Here is a 15,775-nt window from a genome sequence, read left to right as displayed (position 1 = left end):
CCGCGACCTCACTCCTCCTTCACGGCCACCGCGAACAGCCTGCGGAACGGCAGGACCGTGCCGTAGGGCTCGCCCGGGTAGGCCGTGCGCAGCAGGTCCCGGTACTCGGCGAGGAACTGGTCCCGCGCCTCGGGGTCGTCGGCGAGTGCGGTCAGGGCGGGCCGCAGGCCGGTGCCCTTCACCCAGTCGAGCACCGGGTCCTCGCCGGTCAGGACATGGAAGTACGTCGTCTGCCAGATGTCGGCCGCGCAGCCGAGCCGGGTGAGGCGGTCCAGGTAGGCGGCCGGGGCGGGCACGGAGTCCGTGCGGCGCAGGACGCCGCCGAGGCGGGTCCGCCAGCGGGGGCCGGCGGCGAGGTCGCGCATCAGGGCGTGCAGCGGGGCGTCGATGTTGTCCGGGACCTGGAAGGCGAGGGTGCCGCCGGGCCGCAGGGCGGCGATCCAGTCGGCGAACCGGTCGGCGTGGCCGGGCACCCACTGGAGGGTGGCGTTGGAGACGATCAGGTCGTACGGCTCCTCGGGCGTCCAGGTCCGGACGTCGGCGTGGGCGAAGTCGAGCCGGCCGCCCCCGGCCGTGGGCCCTTCGTGGTCGACGTGGGCCTTGTCGAGCATCTCGGTCGAGTTGTCGTACCCGGTGATGCGGGCCGCGGGCCAGCGGTCGGCGAGCAGGGCGGTGACATTGCCGGGGCCGCAGCCGAGGTCGGCGATGCGGGGCCGGCCGCCGGGCGGCTCGGGGATCCGGGCGAGGAGGTCGGCGAAGGGCCGGGCCCGGTGTCCGGCGTGGCGGAGGTACTGAGCGGGGTCCCAGGTGGGTTTCGTCATGCCGGCCACTCTCCTCCCCGCTTTCTCTCGATGTCAAGAAGCTCGACATCAAGAGACTTCACGTCGACACAACCACTACACTGATCTCCATGGAGGACGAGGTCGATCGGCTGGTCGCAGCGTGGCGCCGGGAGCGTCCGGACCTCGACGTGGAGCCGCTGGAAGTACTGAGCCGGGTGAGCCGGCTCGCCCGGCACCTGGACCGCGCCCGCCGGCTCGCCTTCGCGGAGCACCAGCTGGAGCCCTGGGAGTTCGATGTGCTGACCGCGCTGCGGCGCGCGGGCACGCCGTACCAGCTCTCGCCCGGTCAGCTGCTGACGCAGACCCTGGTCACGTCGGGCACGATGACCAACCGGATCGACCGGCTGGCGAAGAAGGGCCTGGTGGAGCGGCTGCCCGACCCCAGCGACCGGCGGGGCGTGCTGGTCCGGCTGACCGACGAGGGCCGGGACCGCGCGGACCAGGCGCTGGCGGGTCTGCTGGACCAGGAGCGGGCGATCCTCGGCGAGCTGTCCCGCGCCCAGCGCGGGGAACTGGCCGGGCTGCTACGCCAGCTGACCGCCCCGTTCGACAACATCCCCGGTTAGGTCCGCCGGGCCCACCCCGGCCCGCCGGGCCAGCGCGACGGCGGCCAGCGTGGAGTGGACGCCCAGTTTGCCGAGGACGTTCTGCATATGGGTGCGGACGGTGTGCGGGGAGAGGAACAGCCGCTCGGCGACGGCCTTGCGGCCGAGCCCCGCGACCATGCAGCGCAGCACCTCCCGCTCGCGCGGGGTGAGGGACTCCACCAGCCGCTCGCTCTCGGTGCGGTGCCGGCGGGCGGCCGTCAGCTCCTTCAGCACGCCGGTGAGCAGTGCGGGCGGCAGATGGGTCTCGTCGCGCAGCACGCCGCGTATCACCGTCAGCAGCCGGGACAGCGAGCAGTCCTTGGCGACCCAGCCGGAGGCGCCGGCCTGCAGCGCGAGCGCCGCGCGGCGCGGATCGTCCTTCTCCGCGAGGACGACGATCCGCACGGCGGGCTGGGCGGTGCGGACGCCGGCGACCAGCGAGATCCCGTCGACCAGGCCCTCCTCGTTGGCCTCCCGCACCGGTACGGCCGGGCGGGCGCCGGGCAGATGGCCGCCGAGGTCGGCGTCGACCAGGAGGACGTCGTAGCGACGGCCCTCGCCGGCCGCGCGCTCCAGGCAGCGCAGCGCGGCCGGGCCGCTGCCGGCGGCGAAGACGTCGACGTCGGGCTCGGCCGCGAGGGCGGCCGCGAGCGACTCGGCGAAGATGCGGTGGTCGTCGACGACCAGGACTCGGATGCGAACCACGAAACCCCCTTCCCCAGGCTCCGCGTGGAGCAGGGGATACCCAAGGTCCGGAAAAAGCGCGGAAAAAGGTCCGGAGAACGACGACCTGCGCGGGCACGACACCCGCGGACAAGGACGCACGCCGCACGGCCGCCGCCGTTGCGGAAACTGCTACCCCCACCGCGAGCGCCGTACCCGCCTGTCTCGCCCCCTGAGCGGCACCGGCCCCCACCGGTACTGTTCCACAGAGTACGGATGCGAGCACGCAGCGGAAGGGGATTTGCAGAACTGGCCGTCCGACACGTTTATGGTGTGCCGCATGTTTCGTATTGAGGCGGAAGTCGACAGAGACCGACGTGATCTGCTCCGCTCACGGCTGCGGGACACCAACACGGCGGCATCCCCGGTACTGGCGGCCCTGCGCGGCACACCCGCCGAGCGCGAGTACCCGCTCCACGTCTGGGCGCTGGACGCCGCCGGCGACCTGGCGGGCGGCCTGGTCGGCCACACCTGGACGACCTGGCTGCACGTCACCTACCTGTGGGTCGACGCCGCCCACCGCGGCACGGGCCTCGGCGCGCGCCTCCTCGCCCGGGCCGAGCACATCGCCACGACCGGCCGCGGCTGCACGGCGTCCCGCGTGGAGACCTGGGACTTCCAGGCCCCGGACTTCTACCGCAAACAGGGCTACGAGGTGGCCTGCGTCATCCCCGACTACCCGCCGGGCATCACGGAGTACACGCTGACGAAGCGGCTGGGCTGACGCCCCCTCACACCACCGGCGGCGGCGGTGGCGGCGGCGGACAGGGCGGCCGAGGGGGCACCCGGGGCCGCACCGGCCCCACCGGCGGGGGCGGCTGCGGCTCCATCGACCGCCGGGGGCGCGGCGCCGGCTGCCGGGGGGTCAGCGGCGGGGGCGGGCCCGGAGGCGGCGGCGGGGGCGGCGGCGGTTCACCGGGCGCCAGGACGGGACCGCCCGCCCGCAGCCGCTCGATGGTCCGCTCGGCCCGGCGACGGGCCCGCGGATCGTCATCACGCCGGAAGACGAGCCCCACGAGACCGGTACCGCGGGCCTGCTCCGCGGTGATCAGCTCGTATCCGAGCGCGTACGCGACCTTCCCGGCCAGCCCCGTCGAGGACACCCCGACCCGGATCGCCACCATCCCCCGCCCGTCGAACCGGGACCGTATCGCGTCCACGTCCATCAGCCACTCCCGTACCGGGGCAGTTCATCGGGGAAGTCACGGGGCTTCTCGCACCCCGCGAGCTCGTAGGCGTGCTCGGTCAGCCGGTAGGCGAAGTCGGTCAGGGTTTGACGCAACGGCGCCCCTTCGGCCCTGGCAGGTCCGTGGACCCATGCCTCACTGACGACCGCGTATGGCCGGGAGGCGTTGTAGGAGGGGACATCGGGCGGGGAGCAGGGCACGTACACCGAGGAAGTTCCCGCGTCCGTATCCAGCCGGGCCAGTGCGTCGATCCCACCCGCGGAGACGCGCACCACCTGCGTCTCCCCCGACTCCTGGTAGCTCTTCAGCCAGGTACCGCGGGAGACGGGCTCGACCCGTGCCTGCCCGGAGAGCAGTGAATCGTTGCTGGTGGTGACGTGACACCAGACTCGCAGACGGTCTCCCGCTCCCTGACGGTCGGAGCCGCTCTCGGCCGATCGCGCGTTCGGCAGCACGTCCTTGACCGTGTCACGCTCGATCGTGCCTTCGCACATCTTGTCCGGAAGCAGATAGAGCCCCTTGTTCAGAAAGGCCCATCCGGCGCCGCAGAAGACCGCGAGTGCTGTGAAGAAGAGAAGGATCACCCTCCAGGTACCCCAGGAGGAAAGCAATCGGCTGCTGCGGGGCTTCTCCACTACGGACGCTCCTTGGTGTTGCTCAGGTACTCGCTACTGGCGTCCCAGCCCTCGTTCACGGCATCGCCCATGAGATCGTTGGTACCGTCCTTGGGCAGGTCCACATGGTGCCGAGCGACGCTCGTGCACAACCCGTTGTCCTGGGCGTCGTGCATCTGCTGGGACTGAGACGGGTCGGCAAGGTGCCCCGGATCTCCACCAGCCCCCGCCCGTCGAACCGGGACCGTATCGCGTCCACGTCCATCAGCCACTTGCGTACCGGGGCAGTTCGTCGGGGAAGTCACGGGGCTTCTCGCACCCCGCGAGCTCGTAGGCGTGCTCGGTCAGCCGGTAGGCGAAGTCGGTCAGGGCTTGGCCCAGTGCCGTACCGGAGACCCTGGCCTTTCCCACCACTTGGGCCTCGGCGACGACGGCGTAGGTCCGGTCGGCATCGCCTGCCCGGACACCGCGTGGGTCGCAGGGGACGTAGACCGAGGAGCTGCCGCCGTCACCGTCGACCTCTGCCAGGGCCTCGATCCCGTCCGAGGACACGCGGACCGTGCGGCGGGCGGGGGAACCGCCGTAGTGGCTGAGCCAGGCCTGCGGGGAGGCGTCGTCCACTCGCGCCACACCTGAGAGGATCGAGTCCGCGCTCGTGTACACGTGACAGGAGAAGCGGAGGTCCACACCCTCGCGCCGACGCTCGGACCCTTCCTCCGCCGTCCGTGTACGCGGCAGCGTCCGGATCACCAGATCGCGCTCCACGGCGCCGTCGCACACTTTGGATGGCAGCCGATCGAGCCCCGTGGTGAGGGCGAACCAGGCGCCCGTGCCGACGAGAAGAAGGCCGACCACGCAGGCGACGAGCTTTTTCGCGCTGTACTCTCCTACCCCGCGTCTTCCGCTGCCGGACCGGTCACCCACGCGGACACTCCTTCGAGTTGCTCAAGAATTCACTGGCGTCGTCCCAGCCTCCGTTGACGGCCCGGCGGACGGTGTCGCTCGTACCGTCCTCGGGCAGCTCCACACGGTGCCGTTGCAGGGCATCAGCGACCGAGGCCTGCGTCTGCTGGCTGTCTTGGTGGAGTGCTGGTCGGCCGCGGTGGCCTTCAGCTCCTCCCACTCCGCCCATGCCAAAGCGGACCTCCCCGTGTCCTGGTGCCTCGTCGGGTGCCGTGTTGTCGGTCCTCACGGTACCGGTGGGGCTCAAGGCGGCCTAAGCGGCGTGTAGTTGCGGCGGGTGGGGGGATGCCGGCCGCCCGTCCGCGTGGTGTGCGGACGGGCCGGCGGGGTGGGCGGGGGCCGGGAGGTCAGGTCAGGCGGGTGGCCCCGGTGGAGGGGACGGCCTCGAAGACGCGGGGGACCGTGAAGCCGGACGCGGTGAAGGACTCCTCGACGGCCTTGGTGAGGGTGTCCGTCTCCGTGGACTCCGCCAGGACGATCGCCGAGCCGCCGAAGCCGCCGCCGGTCATGCGGGCGCCGAGGGCGCCGTTCGCCAGGGCGGTGTCGACGACCAGGTCCAGTTCCGGGCAGGAGATGCGGAAGTCGTCGCGCAGCGAGGCGTGGCCCTCGGTGAGGACGGGGCCGATCGCGCGGGTCTCGCCGGAGCGGAGGAGGGAGACGACGCGTTCCACCCGGTGGTTCTCCGTCACCACGTGGCGGACCAGGCGGACGACCTCCTCGTCGTCGCCGAGGCGGGCGAGGGCCGCGTCCAGTCCGGCGTAGGGGACGTCCCGCAGGGCGTCGACGCCGAGCAGGGCCGCGCCCTTCTCGCAGCCGGCCCGGCGCTTGCCGTACTCGCCGCCGCTGTGGGCGTGCTTGACCTGGGTGTCCACGACCAGCAGGCGCAGGCCCTCGGCCGCGAGGTCGAAGGGGATCTGCCGCTGGGACAGGTCACGGGTGTCCAGGAAGAGCGCGTGGCCCTGCTCGCAGCAGGCGGAGGCGGTCTGGTCCATGATGCCGGTCGGGGCGCCGACGTAGACGTTCTCGGCGCGCTGGCACAGGCGGGCCAGCTTCCAGCGCTGGAGGCCGAGCCCGTACAGCTCGTCGAGGGCCAGGGCGATCACGACCTCCAGGGCGGCGGACGAGGACAGGCCCGCGCCCGTCGGCACCGTGGAGGAGAGATGGACGTCGGCGCCGGTGATCTCGTGGCCCGCCTCGCGCAGCGCCCAGACCACGCCCGCCGGATACGCCGTCCAGTCGTCGTCGCTCTGCGGTGCGAGGGTGTCGAGGCGCAGCTCGGTGATCTCCGCGCGGCCGCCCTCGATGTCCCCCGAGTGCAGGCGCAGGATGCCGTCCGTGCGCCGGGAGACCGCCGCGACCGCCCGGTGCGGCAGCGCGAACGGCATGACGAAGCCGTCGTTGTAGTCGGTGTGCTCGCCGATGAGGTTGACGCGGCCCGGTGCCGCCCACACCCCTTCCGGCCGCGCCCCGTACAGCTGCGTGAAGCGCTCCGTGACCTGCTCCGCCCCCACTAGTGCTCCTCTGCGATGCTCTGCGCGAACCGCCAGGCGTCCGCGACGATGCCCGCGAGGTCCGCGCGGGTCGGGTTCCAGCCGAGCTTCTCCCGGGCGGTGTCGGCGGAGGCGACCAGGACGGCGGGGTCGCCGCCCCGGCGCGGTGCCGTCACCTCGGGGATCGGGTGGCCGGTGACCTCGCGGACGGTCTCGATGACCTGGCGGACGGAGAAGCCGTTGCCGTTGCCGAGGTTGCAGATCAGGTGCTCGCCGGGGGCGGCGGCGGCCAGGGCCAGCAGGTGGGCGTCGGCCAGGTCGGCGACGTGGATGTAGTCGCGGACGCAGGTGCCGTCGGGGGTCGGGTAGTCGTCGCCGAAGACCGAGATCGCCTCGCGGCGGCCCTGGGCGACCTGGAGGACCAGCGGGATGAGGTGCGACTCGGGGTCGTGCCGCTCGCCGTGGGCGCCGTACGCGCCGGCCACGTTGAAGTAGCGCAGCGACACCGCGGCCAGGCCGTGTGCGTGCGCCTCGCTGGTGATCATGTGGTCCACGGCCAGCTTGGAGGCACCGTAGGGGTTGGTCGGCCGGGTCGGGGCGGTCTCCGGGATCGGGACCTGCTCCGGCTCGCCGTAGGCGGCCGCGGTGGAGGAGAAGACCAGCTTGCGGACGCCGGCCTCGCGCATCGCGGCGAGCAGGGCGATGCTGCCGGCGACGTTGTTGTCCCAGTACTTCTCCGGCTTCACCACCGACTCGCCGACCTGCGAGAACGCGGCGAAGTGCAGCACACCGTCGTAGGAGTGGTCGAGCCACTTGGCGGCGTCGCGGATGTCGCCCTCGACGAACGCGGCGCCGGCGGGGACGCCCGCGCGGAAGCCGGTGGAGAGGTTGTCGAGGACGGTGACCTCATGTCCGGCCTCCAGCAGGTGCTGGGCCACCACACTGCCGACGTATCCCGCGCCGCCCGTCACCAGGTACTTCATGAACTCGCTACCTCTCGCAGTCGCTCTGCCGCGCGCTCCGGCGGCACATCGTTGATGAACACACTCATGCCGGACTCGGAACCCGCGAGAAACTTCAGCTTGCCGGAAGTGCGGCGGATGGTGAAGAGCTCTAGGTGGAGGGCGAAGTCGTCGCGCTCCACGCCGTCGAACTCGTCCAGCGTGCCGAACGGGGCCTGGTGCCAGGCCGCGATGTACGGCGTCGGAGGCTCAGCCACCCGGTCGTCCTCTCCGCCTCCTCCGTCCCGCCTGTCGAAGATCCGGTCGAAGCGCCTCAAGAGTTCCAGATAGACCTGGGGGAATTCTGTGCGCGCCGCCTCGTCCAGCGCGAGCAGATCGGGCACGCGGCGCTTCGGGTACAGGTGGACCTCGTAGGGCCAGTGCGCCGCGTACGGCACGAAGGCCGCCCAGTGTTCACCCTCAAGGACGACCCGCTCTCCGGCGAGTTCCCGTTCCAGGACGGCGTCGAACAGGTTCTCCCCGCCGGTGGCCTCCCGGTGGGCGGCGAGCGAGCGGAGCATCAGGGCGGTGCGCGGGGTGGTGAAGGGGTAGGCGTAGATCTGCCCGTGCGGGTGGCCGAGGGTCACTCCGATCTCGGGGCCACGGTTCTCGAAACAGAACACCTGCTCGACGGAGGGCAGATGGGACAGCTCCGAGGTGCGGTCCGTCCACGCCTCCAGCACCAGCCGCGCCTGTTCCGGGCCGAGGTCGGCGAAGGAGGCGTCGTGGTCGGAGGTGAAGCAGACGACCTCGCACCGGCCGGAGTCGCCGGCCAGGGACGGGAACCGGTTCTCGAAGACGACGACGTCGTACGAGGAGTCCGGGATCTCGCTGAGGCGGTCGCCGCGCGTGGGGCAGAGCGGGCACTCGTCGGCCGGCGGGTGGTAGGTGCGGCCCTGGCGGTGCGAGGCGACGGCGACGCGGTCGCCGAGCAGCGGGTCCCGGCGGATCTCGGACGTGGTGACCGTGCGTTCCAGGGGCCGGCGGTCGGCCGCGTCCCGCACGATGTCGTCCCGAAGGTCGTAGTAGATCAGCTCACGACCGTCGGCAAGCCGGGTCGAGGTCTTCTTCACGCCGGACTCCTTGTTCAAGCACCCCGGACCACATCCGAGAGGTGTGTCCGCACCCAATCACTCAACACAATCAAACATAACAAACCACAACCCCACAACACCTCGGACGATCACAATCAAACAAAGAACCCCAACAGAAGTGTTCAAATACTGAACGCGGGGGCGTAGGTTCCGCTCTGATCAGTTCGCGCAACGAAGCGAGTTCTTCATGCAAACCCCCCCATACGGCCCCGTGCCTCTGGCGGCCGAGCTACGGCTCCCGACCAACTGGCTGGACTACACGATCCTGGCGATCTACTTCGTCGTCGTGCTCGGCATCGGCCTCGCCGCCCGGCGCTCGGTGAAGACCAGCCTCGACTTCTTCCTCTCCGGACGCTCGCTGCCCGCCTGGATCACCGGCCTCGCCTTCATCTCGGCGAACCTGGCGGCCACCGAGATCCTCGGCATGGCCGCGAACAGCGCCCAGTACGGCGCCTACACCGTCCACTGGTACTGGATCGGCGCCATCCCCGCCATGGTCTTCCTGGGCCTGGTGATGATGCCCTTCTACTACGGCAGCAAGGTCCGCTCGGTCCCCGAGTTCCTGCTGCTGCGCTTCGACCGGGCCGCCCACCTGCTCAGTTCGATCCTGTTCGCGTTCGCCGCGATCCTCATCGCGGGCGTCAACCTCTACGCCCTCGCGATCGTCGTCGAGGCGCTGCTCGGCTGGCCGCAGTGGGTCGCCATCGTCGTCGCCGGCGCCTTCGTGCTCGCCTACATCACGCTCGGCGGCCTGTCCTCGGCGATCTACAACGAGGTGCTGCAGTTCTTCGTGATCCTGGCCGCCCTCATCCCGATCACCATCCTCGGCCTGAAGAAGGTCGGCGGCTGGGGCGGCCTGACCGACAAGCTCACCGCGACCCACGGCGGCGACTTCACCTCGGCCTGGGGCGGCACCGGGATCGGCCACGCCAACCCGCTGGGCGCGAACTGGCTGACCATCGTCCTCGGTCTCGGTTTCGTGCTCTCCTTCGGCTACTGGACCACCAACTTCGCCGAGGTGCAGCGCGCCCTGTCCGCGAAGAACCTCTCCGCCGGCCAGCGCACCCCGCTGATCGCCGCCTACCCGAAGATCTTCATCGTCTTCCTGGTGATGATCCCGGGTCTGGTCGCCGCCGCGCTCGTACCGAAGATCGGCACCTCCGGCTCCGGGCTCCAGTACAACGACGCCATCCCCTACCTGATGCAGGAACTGCTGCCCAACGGCGTCCTCGGCATCGCCGTCACCGGCCTGCTGGCGGCCTTCATGGCGGGCATGGCGGCCAACGTGTCGTCCTTCAACACGGTGTTCACCAACGACATCTGGGCGAAGTACGTGGTGCGGGACCGCGAGGACGCCTACTACGTCCGGTTCGGCCGCCTGATCACCGCGATCGGTGTCTGCGCCTCCGTCGGCACGGCGTTCCTCGCGTCGTCGTTCTCGAACATCATGAGCTACCTGCAGACGCTGTTCTCCTTCTTCAACGTGCCGATGTTCGTCGTCTTCATCGTCGGCATGTTCTGGAAGCGCGCGTCCGCCAAGTCCGGCTTCTGGGGCCTGCTCGCCGGCACCGTCACGGCGATGGTCAACTACTTCGTCCTCTACAAGAAGGACATCATCTCCATCCCCACCGACCAGGGCGCCAACTTCGTCTCCGCGATCGCGGGCTTCGTCGCCGGCGCCGTCGTCATGGTCGCGGTGTCGCTGTGCACCAAGCCCAAGCCGGTGGCGGAGCTGCAGGGCCTGGTCTACGGCACCCGGTCCCCCGGCATGTCCGAACCGCCCGCCGAGGGCGACGACGCGTGGTACCGCAAGCCGGCCCTGCTGGGCTGGGGCGCCGTCGTACTGGCCGCCGCCTGCTACATCCCGTTCTCGTTCTGACGCGGGAGGATCGAGGTAACCATGACCGAGCAGCCTGAGCGGCCCCACCGGCCGCACTACACCGAGGCAGACCTGCAGCGGGAAGTCACCGAGCTGGAGTCCCAGTCGGCGACCGCGGCCCGCATCTTCGACCTGCGCCGCATCATCGGCGGCCTGTTCGTGGTGTACGGCGTCATCGTCACGATCACCGGCATCACCGACTCCCAGGCCGCCATCGACAAGGCCGAGGGCGTCAACATCAACCTCTGGACCGGGATCGGCATGCTGCTCCTCGGCATCTTCTTCCTGGCCTGGCTGAAGCTGCGGCCCACACCGCCGCCGCTTCCTGCGGAAGGGGTGCCCGGGGAGAAGGAGTGACCGCCGGCCGGGGGCGGCCCCGCGGGCCCACCGCGGACCTGCGGGCCCGTCCCCCGGCCACGCCACCCGTCCCGGCCGGCCGCGCGTCCCCACGCCCCTGAAGGCGCGGGGACGCGCGGTCCCACCGGATACCTGCCGCGCGGTCCTGTCCGGCACCCGCGGCGCGGGCGCGCTACGGCTGAGGTTCCGGGCCGGGGGCGCCCCGCAGGGAATCCGCGCGGTCCAGCAGTCCCGTCCGCGCGGCCAGTGCCGCCGCCTCGAGCCGCGAGCCCACCCCCAGCTTCATCAGCACCCGCTGCACATGGGTGCGGGCCGTGCTCGGCGCGATGCCCATGCCCGCCGCGATCAGCCGCGTGTCCTCCCCGTCGGCCACTCTGACCAGCACCTCGACCTCACGCGGCGTCAGCATCTCCAGCAGCCGCTGCGCCTCGTCGTCCGGCTGCGCCGCGGGGTTCAGCAATTCGCCGAAGGCGCCCTGGAGCAGCTGCGGGGCCACCGCCGCCTCCCCGGCCCTGGCCTTCATGATGGCCCGCTCAACCCCCTCGATCCGCTCGTCGTGCCGCACGTACCCCGACGCGCCCGCGGCGAAGGCCGCCGCGATCCCGCGCGGCGACGGCACCGGGCCCAGCACCACCACCGCCACCTGCGGGCGCTCCCGCTTGATCTTCACCACCGGGTCGAAGATTCCCGGCTCGGCCGGCGCCGCCGTACCCAGCAGGCACACCTCGGGCGCCCGTGCGATCACCAGATCCGCCGCGCCCGCTGCCGGTGCCGCCGCGGCCACCACCCGATGCCCGCGCAGCTTGAGCGCCGACGCCAGCGCCTCCGCGAGCAGGCGATGGTCGTCGACGACCACGAGCCGTACTCCCATAGACCAACCCCCCAGTCCCCCCAACACCCCCGCCCTACATGCCCCCGGAAGCTACACGCTTGTTCGACGTCGCGCTGCCCCTCTTGATGAGAAGTGCCCCGGATCGATGAAATCCGGGGCACTTCTCGGCAAGTCACCCATTCGGGCGAGACCGGCGGGGACGGGAGCGGCGGGTCAGCCGTCCGTACCGAACGCCATCACCAGGTACTCCTTGCCGAACGACGAGCCGCTCTTGTGCGCGTACACGGCCGACATGAACAGCCGGCCCTTGCCGAAGAGGAACTCCGCGCTGTCCGGCTGCAGCCCGATCTCCGCCTCGTGCACGGTGCGGGTGGCCGGGTTCTCCAGCAGCTTGGCCGAGGCGGACGAAGCGCCCGCGACGCTGACGATCTGACCGCCCTTGTCGTACGGCGGCGCCTTGTAGGCGAGGAGGTTGCCGCCGTCCATGCGCAGCGGGGCGAGCGTGTAGCCGTCGCCCGCCTCGACGCGCTGGCCGGTCGGCTTGCCGGTCTTCAGGTCGAAGGAGACGACCTCGTTGGTCTTGGTGTACTCGCCCTTGCCGTCGTGCGACTCGGTCGGCAGGTACAGCCGGCCCGCTCCGGCGACGACCAGCCGGCAGCCGTCGACGCGGTAGATGCCGTCGCAGCGGCCCCCGTAGGTGTCGGCGGGCGCGGGGATGCGGGCGAGGAGCTTGCCGGTCTTGCCGTCGACGGAGAAGTAGTCCGAGACACCGCTGCCGTCGCTGACGTTGTCGCCGACGTCCGCCCCGATCACCAGCGGGTCGGAGGAGACGACGGAGGCGTACTCCACACCGGCGGGCATCTTGTACTCGGAGATCACCTTCCCGCTCTTCGGGTCGATGGTCTGGATGCTCATCCGCACGTCGTCGTACGAGCCGCACTTGCGCACCGCGACCAGGCGGGCGCCGCCGCCGTACCCGGCGTCGCGGCAGGTGTCGTCCGGCTTCGGCTGCCACAGCACCTTGCCGGAGTCGATGTCGAACGCGGCACCGCCGTCGCTGCTGCCGACCGCCACGGTGCGCTGGCCGACCGTCACATTCTCGAAGGTGATCGGGAAGTCACCGGACTTGATCGACTTCGTCCACAGGGTCTTGCCCGCTTCGAGGTCGATCCCCGCGACCTGGCTGCAGCCGGCGGAAGAGCCCTTCGCGGGCATCTTCGGCTGGAAGGCGACCGCCGTGCGGCCGTCGTCGGTGGCCTTGTTGCTGGCCGCGCAGACCGGCCCCGGCAGCTTGACCGTCCACAGCTTGGTGCCCTTGGCCGGGTCGTAGCCGACGATCTCCGCGATGCCGCTCTTGGCGTACACCGTGTCCGTCAGCCAGGAGCCCGAGGTGACGACCGTGTCGTCCGCTGTGGGCAGCGGCACCTGGAAGAGCACCTTGGCGGCCGGGTCGGCCGGCGCCTTCTCCTTGCCGCCGCCCCCGGTCGTGCCGCCGGAGCCGCCCGTGGAGCCGGAGCCGCCGGACGACGCGGTGTCGTGCTGCTTGCCGTCGCTCCCGGAGGACTTGGCGTACCAGACGCCGCCGCCGATGATCAGCGCGATGGCGGCGACCGCGGCGACGACGATGAACAGCACGGCGTTGTTCCGCCCGCCACCGCCGCCCGGGGCCGCCTTGGGCTGCATCGGGACGGTCGGCGGCTGCCCCTGGCCCGGATAGCCGTACCCCTGCGGCGCGGCGGGCGCGGGCTGGCCCGGCTGGGCGTAGGGGTTCTGCTGCGGGACGCCGTAGCCCGGGGGCTGCTGGGCGGGGTACGTCGGCGGCTGCGCGGCGTACGGGTTCTGCTGCGCGCCGGGGTAGCCGTAACCGGGCTGCGGGGCCGGGGCCTGCGGCTGGGGCGGCGGGGGCGGCGGTGCCTGGGGGTAGCCGTAGCCCGGCTGCGGCGCCTGGTTCGGCGGCGCCGGGGGCTGGGCCGGCGGCTGGTGGGGAGGCTGCGGCGGCTGGTTCGGGGGCGGCGGGGGCGGCTGGGTCATGGCGCGGGTACCTCGGGGACGCTCGGACCGCCGTACGGCGGCGGGGCCGTACGGCGGCGGGGACTCGGGGACGGGTGGGACCGGGCGGTGCGCCGGGCTCAGTTGCCGAAGGCCATGATGAGCTTCTCCTTCGAGTCGTCGTCACCGGACAGCCGGCCCGAGGAGATGAAGAACCGTCCGCCGGACCAGTCGACGACCCCGTCGTAGAAGGTGTTCTCGACGTCGGCGGCGCCCGGCGGGTTCTGCAGCAGCTTGGTCGTCGTGTGCGAGGAGCCGGCGACCGGGACCGAGACCACCTGGCCGCCCGTGTCGTACGACGGCTGCACATACGCGATGAGCTTGCCGCCGTCGACCTTCACCGGTGCCATCGGGCGGTCGCCCGGGGACTTGACCCGCCACTTCGCCTTGCCGTCGGAGAGGCTGATCGCGACGATCTCGTTGGCGCTGATGGTGGAGTCGGTGGGCAGGTAGAGCGTGTCGCCGTCGACCGCGACACCCTGGCAGCCCTGCAGCTCGCGTTCGAGGACCGCCCAGCCGCAGCGGGGGGCGAACTTCTCGTTCACCTTGACCTCGGAGCGGAACTTGCCGTCCTTGCCGAAGGTGGAGATGTTCCAGGCCTTCTTGTCCCGGTTGGTCAGGTAGACCACGAGCGGGTCGACCGAGTACGTACGGCTCACCTCCCAGCCCTTCTTGACCTGCTGGGTCCAGCGCACCTTGCCGGTGGCCGGGTCGAGCTCCTGGATCTCCTCGTGCTCGCTGCCGGTGCCGGCGCCGCAGGACGCCACCTGGATCAGCCGGTCGGTGCCGCCCGCGAAGGCGGCCGGGAAGCAGGCCGCGCCGTAGCGCTTCTTGTCGTACAGCTTCTTGCCGCTGTCGATGTCGTACGCCGTGCCCGACTGCGAGCGGCCCACCATCAGCGTCTTGCCGCTCACCGTCAGTTCGACGCTGAGCGCGCTGTCGAAGAGCCCGCCGTCGGCGACCTCGCCGCTCCAGCCCTTCTCGCCGGTGCGCAGGTCGATCTGCTGGAGCTGGTTGCACTTGGCCCGGTCGCCGGCGCCGTTCATGTACGCCACGACGACCTTGTCGTCGGCCGACTTCTGCGGGGTGGCCGAGCAGATCTTCTGCGGGAAGGTGATCGGCCCCCAGGCCGTGCCGCCGTCCGCGGTGCCGAAGGCGAAGACCTGCTTGTACGCCGCCTTCACCGCCGTGCCGCCGCTGATCCACATGCCGGGCGCGTCGGCACCGGACGCCGGGGCGTCGGGCGCCGGCTTGTACCAGAGCACCTTGGCGTCACCGGACTCCCGGCCGTCGTTGAGGTGGTCCGGGTCCGCACCGCCGGCGGGGGCGGTCGGCGAGGCGCTGGCACTGGCGGACTGCTTGGGGTCGTCGCTCTGCTCGGCCACGGGCTTCTTCTTGCCGCCGCCGCCGTCACCGGTGAACGCGAAGACCGCGCCGCCGACGGCGAGCAGCGCGGCCACCGCGCCGCCGACGATCAGCGCCGTCTTCTTCCGGTTGCCCGGGCCGCCCGAGGGGGCGCCGGGCATGCCCGGGTACGGCTGCTGCGGGTGGCCGTAGCCGGGCTGCGGGGCGCCGTACGGGCCGGGCTGCTGCGGGGGCTGCGGGTAGCCGTAGGGCCCCGGCGTACCGCCGCCGTACGGGCCCGGCTGCTGCGGGTAGCCGTAGCCCGGCTGGGGCTGCTGCGGAGGCGCGGCGGGCGGCGGGGGCTGCTGCGGAGGCGCGGCGGGCGGCGGGGGCGCACCGAAACCGCCCTGCGCGGGCGGGTTCTGGGGAGCGCCGAAACCGCCGTGCGCCGGTGGTGTCTGCGGGGCGGCGCCGAAGCCGCCCTGGGCCGGCGGTGTTCCGGGCGCGGGACCGAAACCACCCGCCTGCGGCGGCTGGTCCTGCGGCGCTCCGAAACCGCCCTGCGGCGGCTGGTTGGGCGGCTGAGTCATCAGCGCTCTTCCCCCTCGTTCACTGATTTTTAGCCACGCCTGAGGTTCATGACGGACTCAAGGCCGTTCTCAGACAGTTCTCAGACCGACTTTCTATCACCCGGCACCGACAGCCCACGGGCCCGGATCCGCAGCGTTCCCAAGGGAGAACCGGCCCGTGATGCCGCCGTTACGCGCCTTCACGCCCCCTTCACGGCGCACACGCAACGGGAGCGCACGCGGC

Annotated in this window: 16 protein-coding genes; 4 read left to right on the top strand and 12 right to left on the bottom strand. The window is 71.6% G+C overall.

Annotation, left to right across the window (positions count from 1 at the left end):
- Positions 1 to 8: 8 nt before the first annotated feature.
- Positions 9 to 821 carry a trans-aconitate 2-methyltransferase gene (locus ACF073_RS17230; protein WP_392070716.1) on the bottom strand — a complete coding sequence of 271 codons (813 nt, stop codon included), beginning with the start codon at positions 819 to 821 and terminating at the stop codon, positions 9 to 11.
- An 89-nt stretch (positions 822 to 910) separates the two neighbouring features.
- Between ACF073_RS17230 and tamR the strand changes: the two genes are divergently transcribed.
- Positions 911 to 1,408, top strand: a complete 498-nt coding sequence (gene tamR, locus ACF073_RS17225; protein ID WP_392070714.1) for a MarR family transcriptional regulator TamR — start codon at positions 911 to 913, stop codon at positions 1,406 to 1,408.
- On the opposite strand, the gene ACF073_RS17220 is transcribed toward tamR, so the two are convergent.
- Entirely contained in the window at positions 1,367 to 2,134 is a 768-nt protein-coding gene (locus ACF073_RS17220) for a LuxR C-terminal-related transcriptional regulator (protein WP_392070712.1), read from the bottom strand. The two genes, tamR and ACF073_RS17220, sit on opposite strands and share 42 nt — an antisense overlap.
- A 298-nt stretch (positions 2,135 to 2,432) precedes the next feature.
- On the opposite strand from ACF073_RS17220, the gene ACF073_RS17215 reads away from it, so the two are divergent.
- On the top strand, positions 2,433 to 2,876 hold the full coding sequence (locus tag ACF073_RS17215; RefSeq protein ID WP_392070710.1) for a GNAT family N-acetyltransferase: 444 nt from the start codon (positions 2,433 to 2,435) through the stop codon (positions 2,874 to 2,876).
- Between the two features lie 7 nt (positions 2,877 to 2,883).
- Here the strand turns inward: ACF073_RS17215 and ACF073_RS17210 are convergent, their stop codons facing one another.
- From ACF073_RS17210 to galT, 7 genes are all read right to left on the bottom strand, one after another.
- Positions 2,884 to 3,318, bottom strand: coding sequence for a hypothetical protein (locus tag ACF073_RS17210; RefSeq protein WP_392070708.1), 435 nt, complete (start codon positions 3,316 to 3,318; stop codon positions 2,884 to 2,886).
- On the bottom strand, positions 3,318 to 3,923 hold the full coding sequence (locus ACF073_RS17205) for a hypothetical protein (RefSeq protein ID WP_392070706.1): 606 nt from the start codon (positions 3,921 to 3,923) through the stop codon (positions 3,318 to 3,320). Before ACF073_RS17205 ends, ACF073_RS17210 begins: the two co-directional genes overlap by 1 nt.
- 50 nt (positions 3,924 to 3,973) lie before the next feature.
- Complete coding sequence (locus ACF073_RS17200) at positions 3,974 to 4,105, bottom strand: hypothetical protein (protein ID WP_392070705.1); 132 nt, start codon at positions 4,103 to 4,105, stop codon at positions 3,974 to 3,976.
- A gap of 112 nt (positions 4,106 to 4,217) precedes the next feature.
- Positions 4,218 to 4,877, bottom strand: coding sequence for a hypothetical protein (locus ACF073_RS17195; protein ID WP_392070703.1), 660 nt, complete (start codon positions 4,875 to 4,877; stop codon positions 4,218 to 4,220).
- Between the two features lie 386 nt (positions 4,878 to 5,263).
- The gene (galK, locus tag ACF073_RS17190) at positions 5,264 to 6,427 is read right to left on the bottom strand and encodes a galactokinase (protein WP_392070702.1); all 1,164 of its coding nucleotides are present in this window, start codon (positions 6,425 to 6,427) and stop codon (positions 5,264 to 5,266) included.
- Positions 6,427 to 7,389: a UDP-glucose 4-epimerase GalE gene (gene galE / locus ACF073_RS17185; RefSeq protein ID WP_392070701.1), complete on the bottom strand. Its 963-nt coding sequence runs from the start codon at positions 7,387 to 7,389 to the stop codon at positions 6,427 to 6,429. The genes galK and galE overlap by 1 nt, the downstream gene beginning before the upstream one ends.
- On the bottom strand, positions 7,386 to 8,480 hold the full coding sequence (galT, locus tag ACF073_RS17180) for a galactose-1-phosphate uridylyltransferase (RefSeq protein ID WP_392070700.1): 1,095 nt from the start codon (positions 8,478 to 8,480) through the stop codon (positions 7,386 to 7,388). Before galT ends, galE begins: the two co-directional genes overlap by 4 nt.
- A gap of 208 nt (positions 8,481 to 8,688) precedes the next feature.
- On the opposite strand from galT, the gene ACF073_RS17175 reads away from it, so the two are divergent.
- Together ACF073_RS17175 and ACF073_RS17170 are read left to right on the top strand one after the other, a co-directional pair.
- The gene (locus ACF073_RS17175; RefSeq protein ID WP_392070699.1) at positions 8,689 to 10,380 is read left to right on the top strand and encodes a sodium:solute symporter family protein; all 1,692 of its coding nucleotides are present in this window, start codon (positions 8,689 to 8,691) and stop codon (positions 10,378 to 10,380) included.
- A gap of 21 nt (positions 10,381 to 10,401) precedes the next feature.
- Positions 10,402 to 10,737 carry a hypothetical protein gene (locus ACF073_RS17170; protein ID WP_392070697.1) on the top strand — a complete coding sequence of 112 codons (336 nt, stop codon included), beginning with the start codon at positions 10,402 to 10,404 and terminating at the stop codon, positions 10,735 to 10,737.
- 172 nt (positions 10,738 to 10,909) lie between these two features.
- On the opposite strand, the gene ACF073_RS17165 is transcribed toward ACF073_RS17170, so the two are convergent.
- The 3 genes from ACF073_RS17165 to ACF073_RS17155 form a co-directional block, all read right to left on the bottom strand.
- Positions 10,910 to 11,608 (bottom strand): LuxR C-terminal-related transcriptional regulator, encoded by a 699-nt coding sequence (locus ACF073_RS17165; protein WP_392070695.1) that lies wholly within the window; start codon positions 11,606 to 11,608, stop codon positions 10,910 to 10,912.
- 174 nt (positions 11,609 to 11,782) lie between these two features.
- On the bottom strand, positions 11,783 to 13,600 hold the full coding sequence (locus ACF073_RS17160; protein ID WP_392070693.1) for a PQQ-binding-like beta-propeller repeat protein: 1,818 nt from the start codon (positions 13,598 to 13,600) through the stop codon (positions 11,783 to 11,785).
- A gap of 98 nt (positions 13,601 to 13,698) precedes the next feature.
- Entirely contained in the window at positions 13,699 to 15,552 is a 1,854-nt protein-coding gene (locus tag ACF073_RS17155; protein WP_392070691.1) for a PQQ-binding-like beta-propeller repeat protein, read from the bottom strand.
- Positions 15,553 to 15,775 lie beyond the last annotated feature (223 nt).

This window comes from Streptomyces sp. NPDC015171, assembly GCF_043079545.1.
Taxonomy (GTDB): Bacteria; Actinomycetota; Actinomycetes; order Streptomycetales; family Streptomycetaceae; genus Streptomyces.
This window is presented reverse-complemented; position numbering and strand designations above follow the sequence as displayed.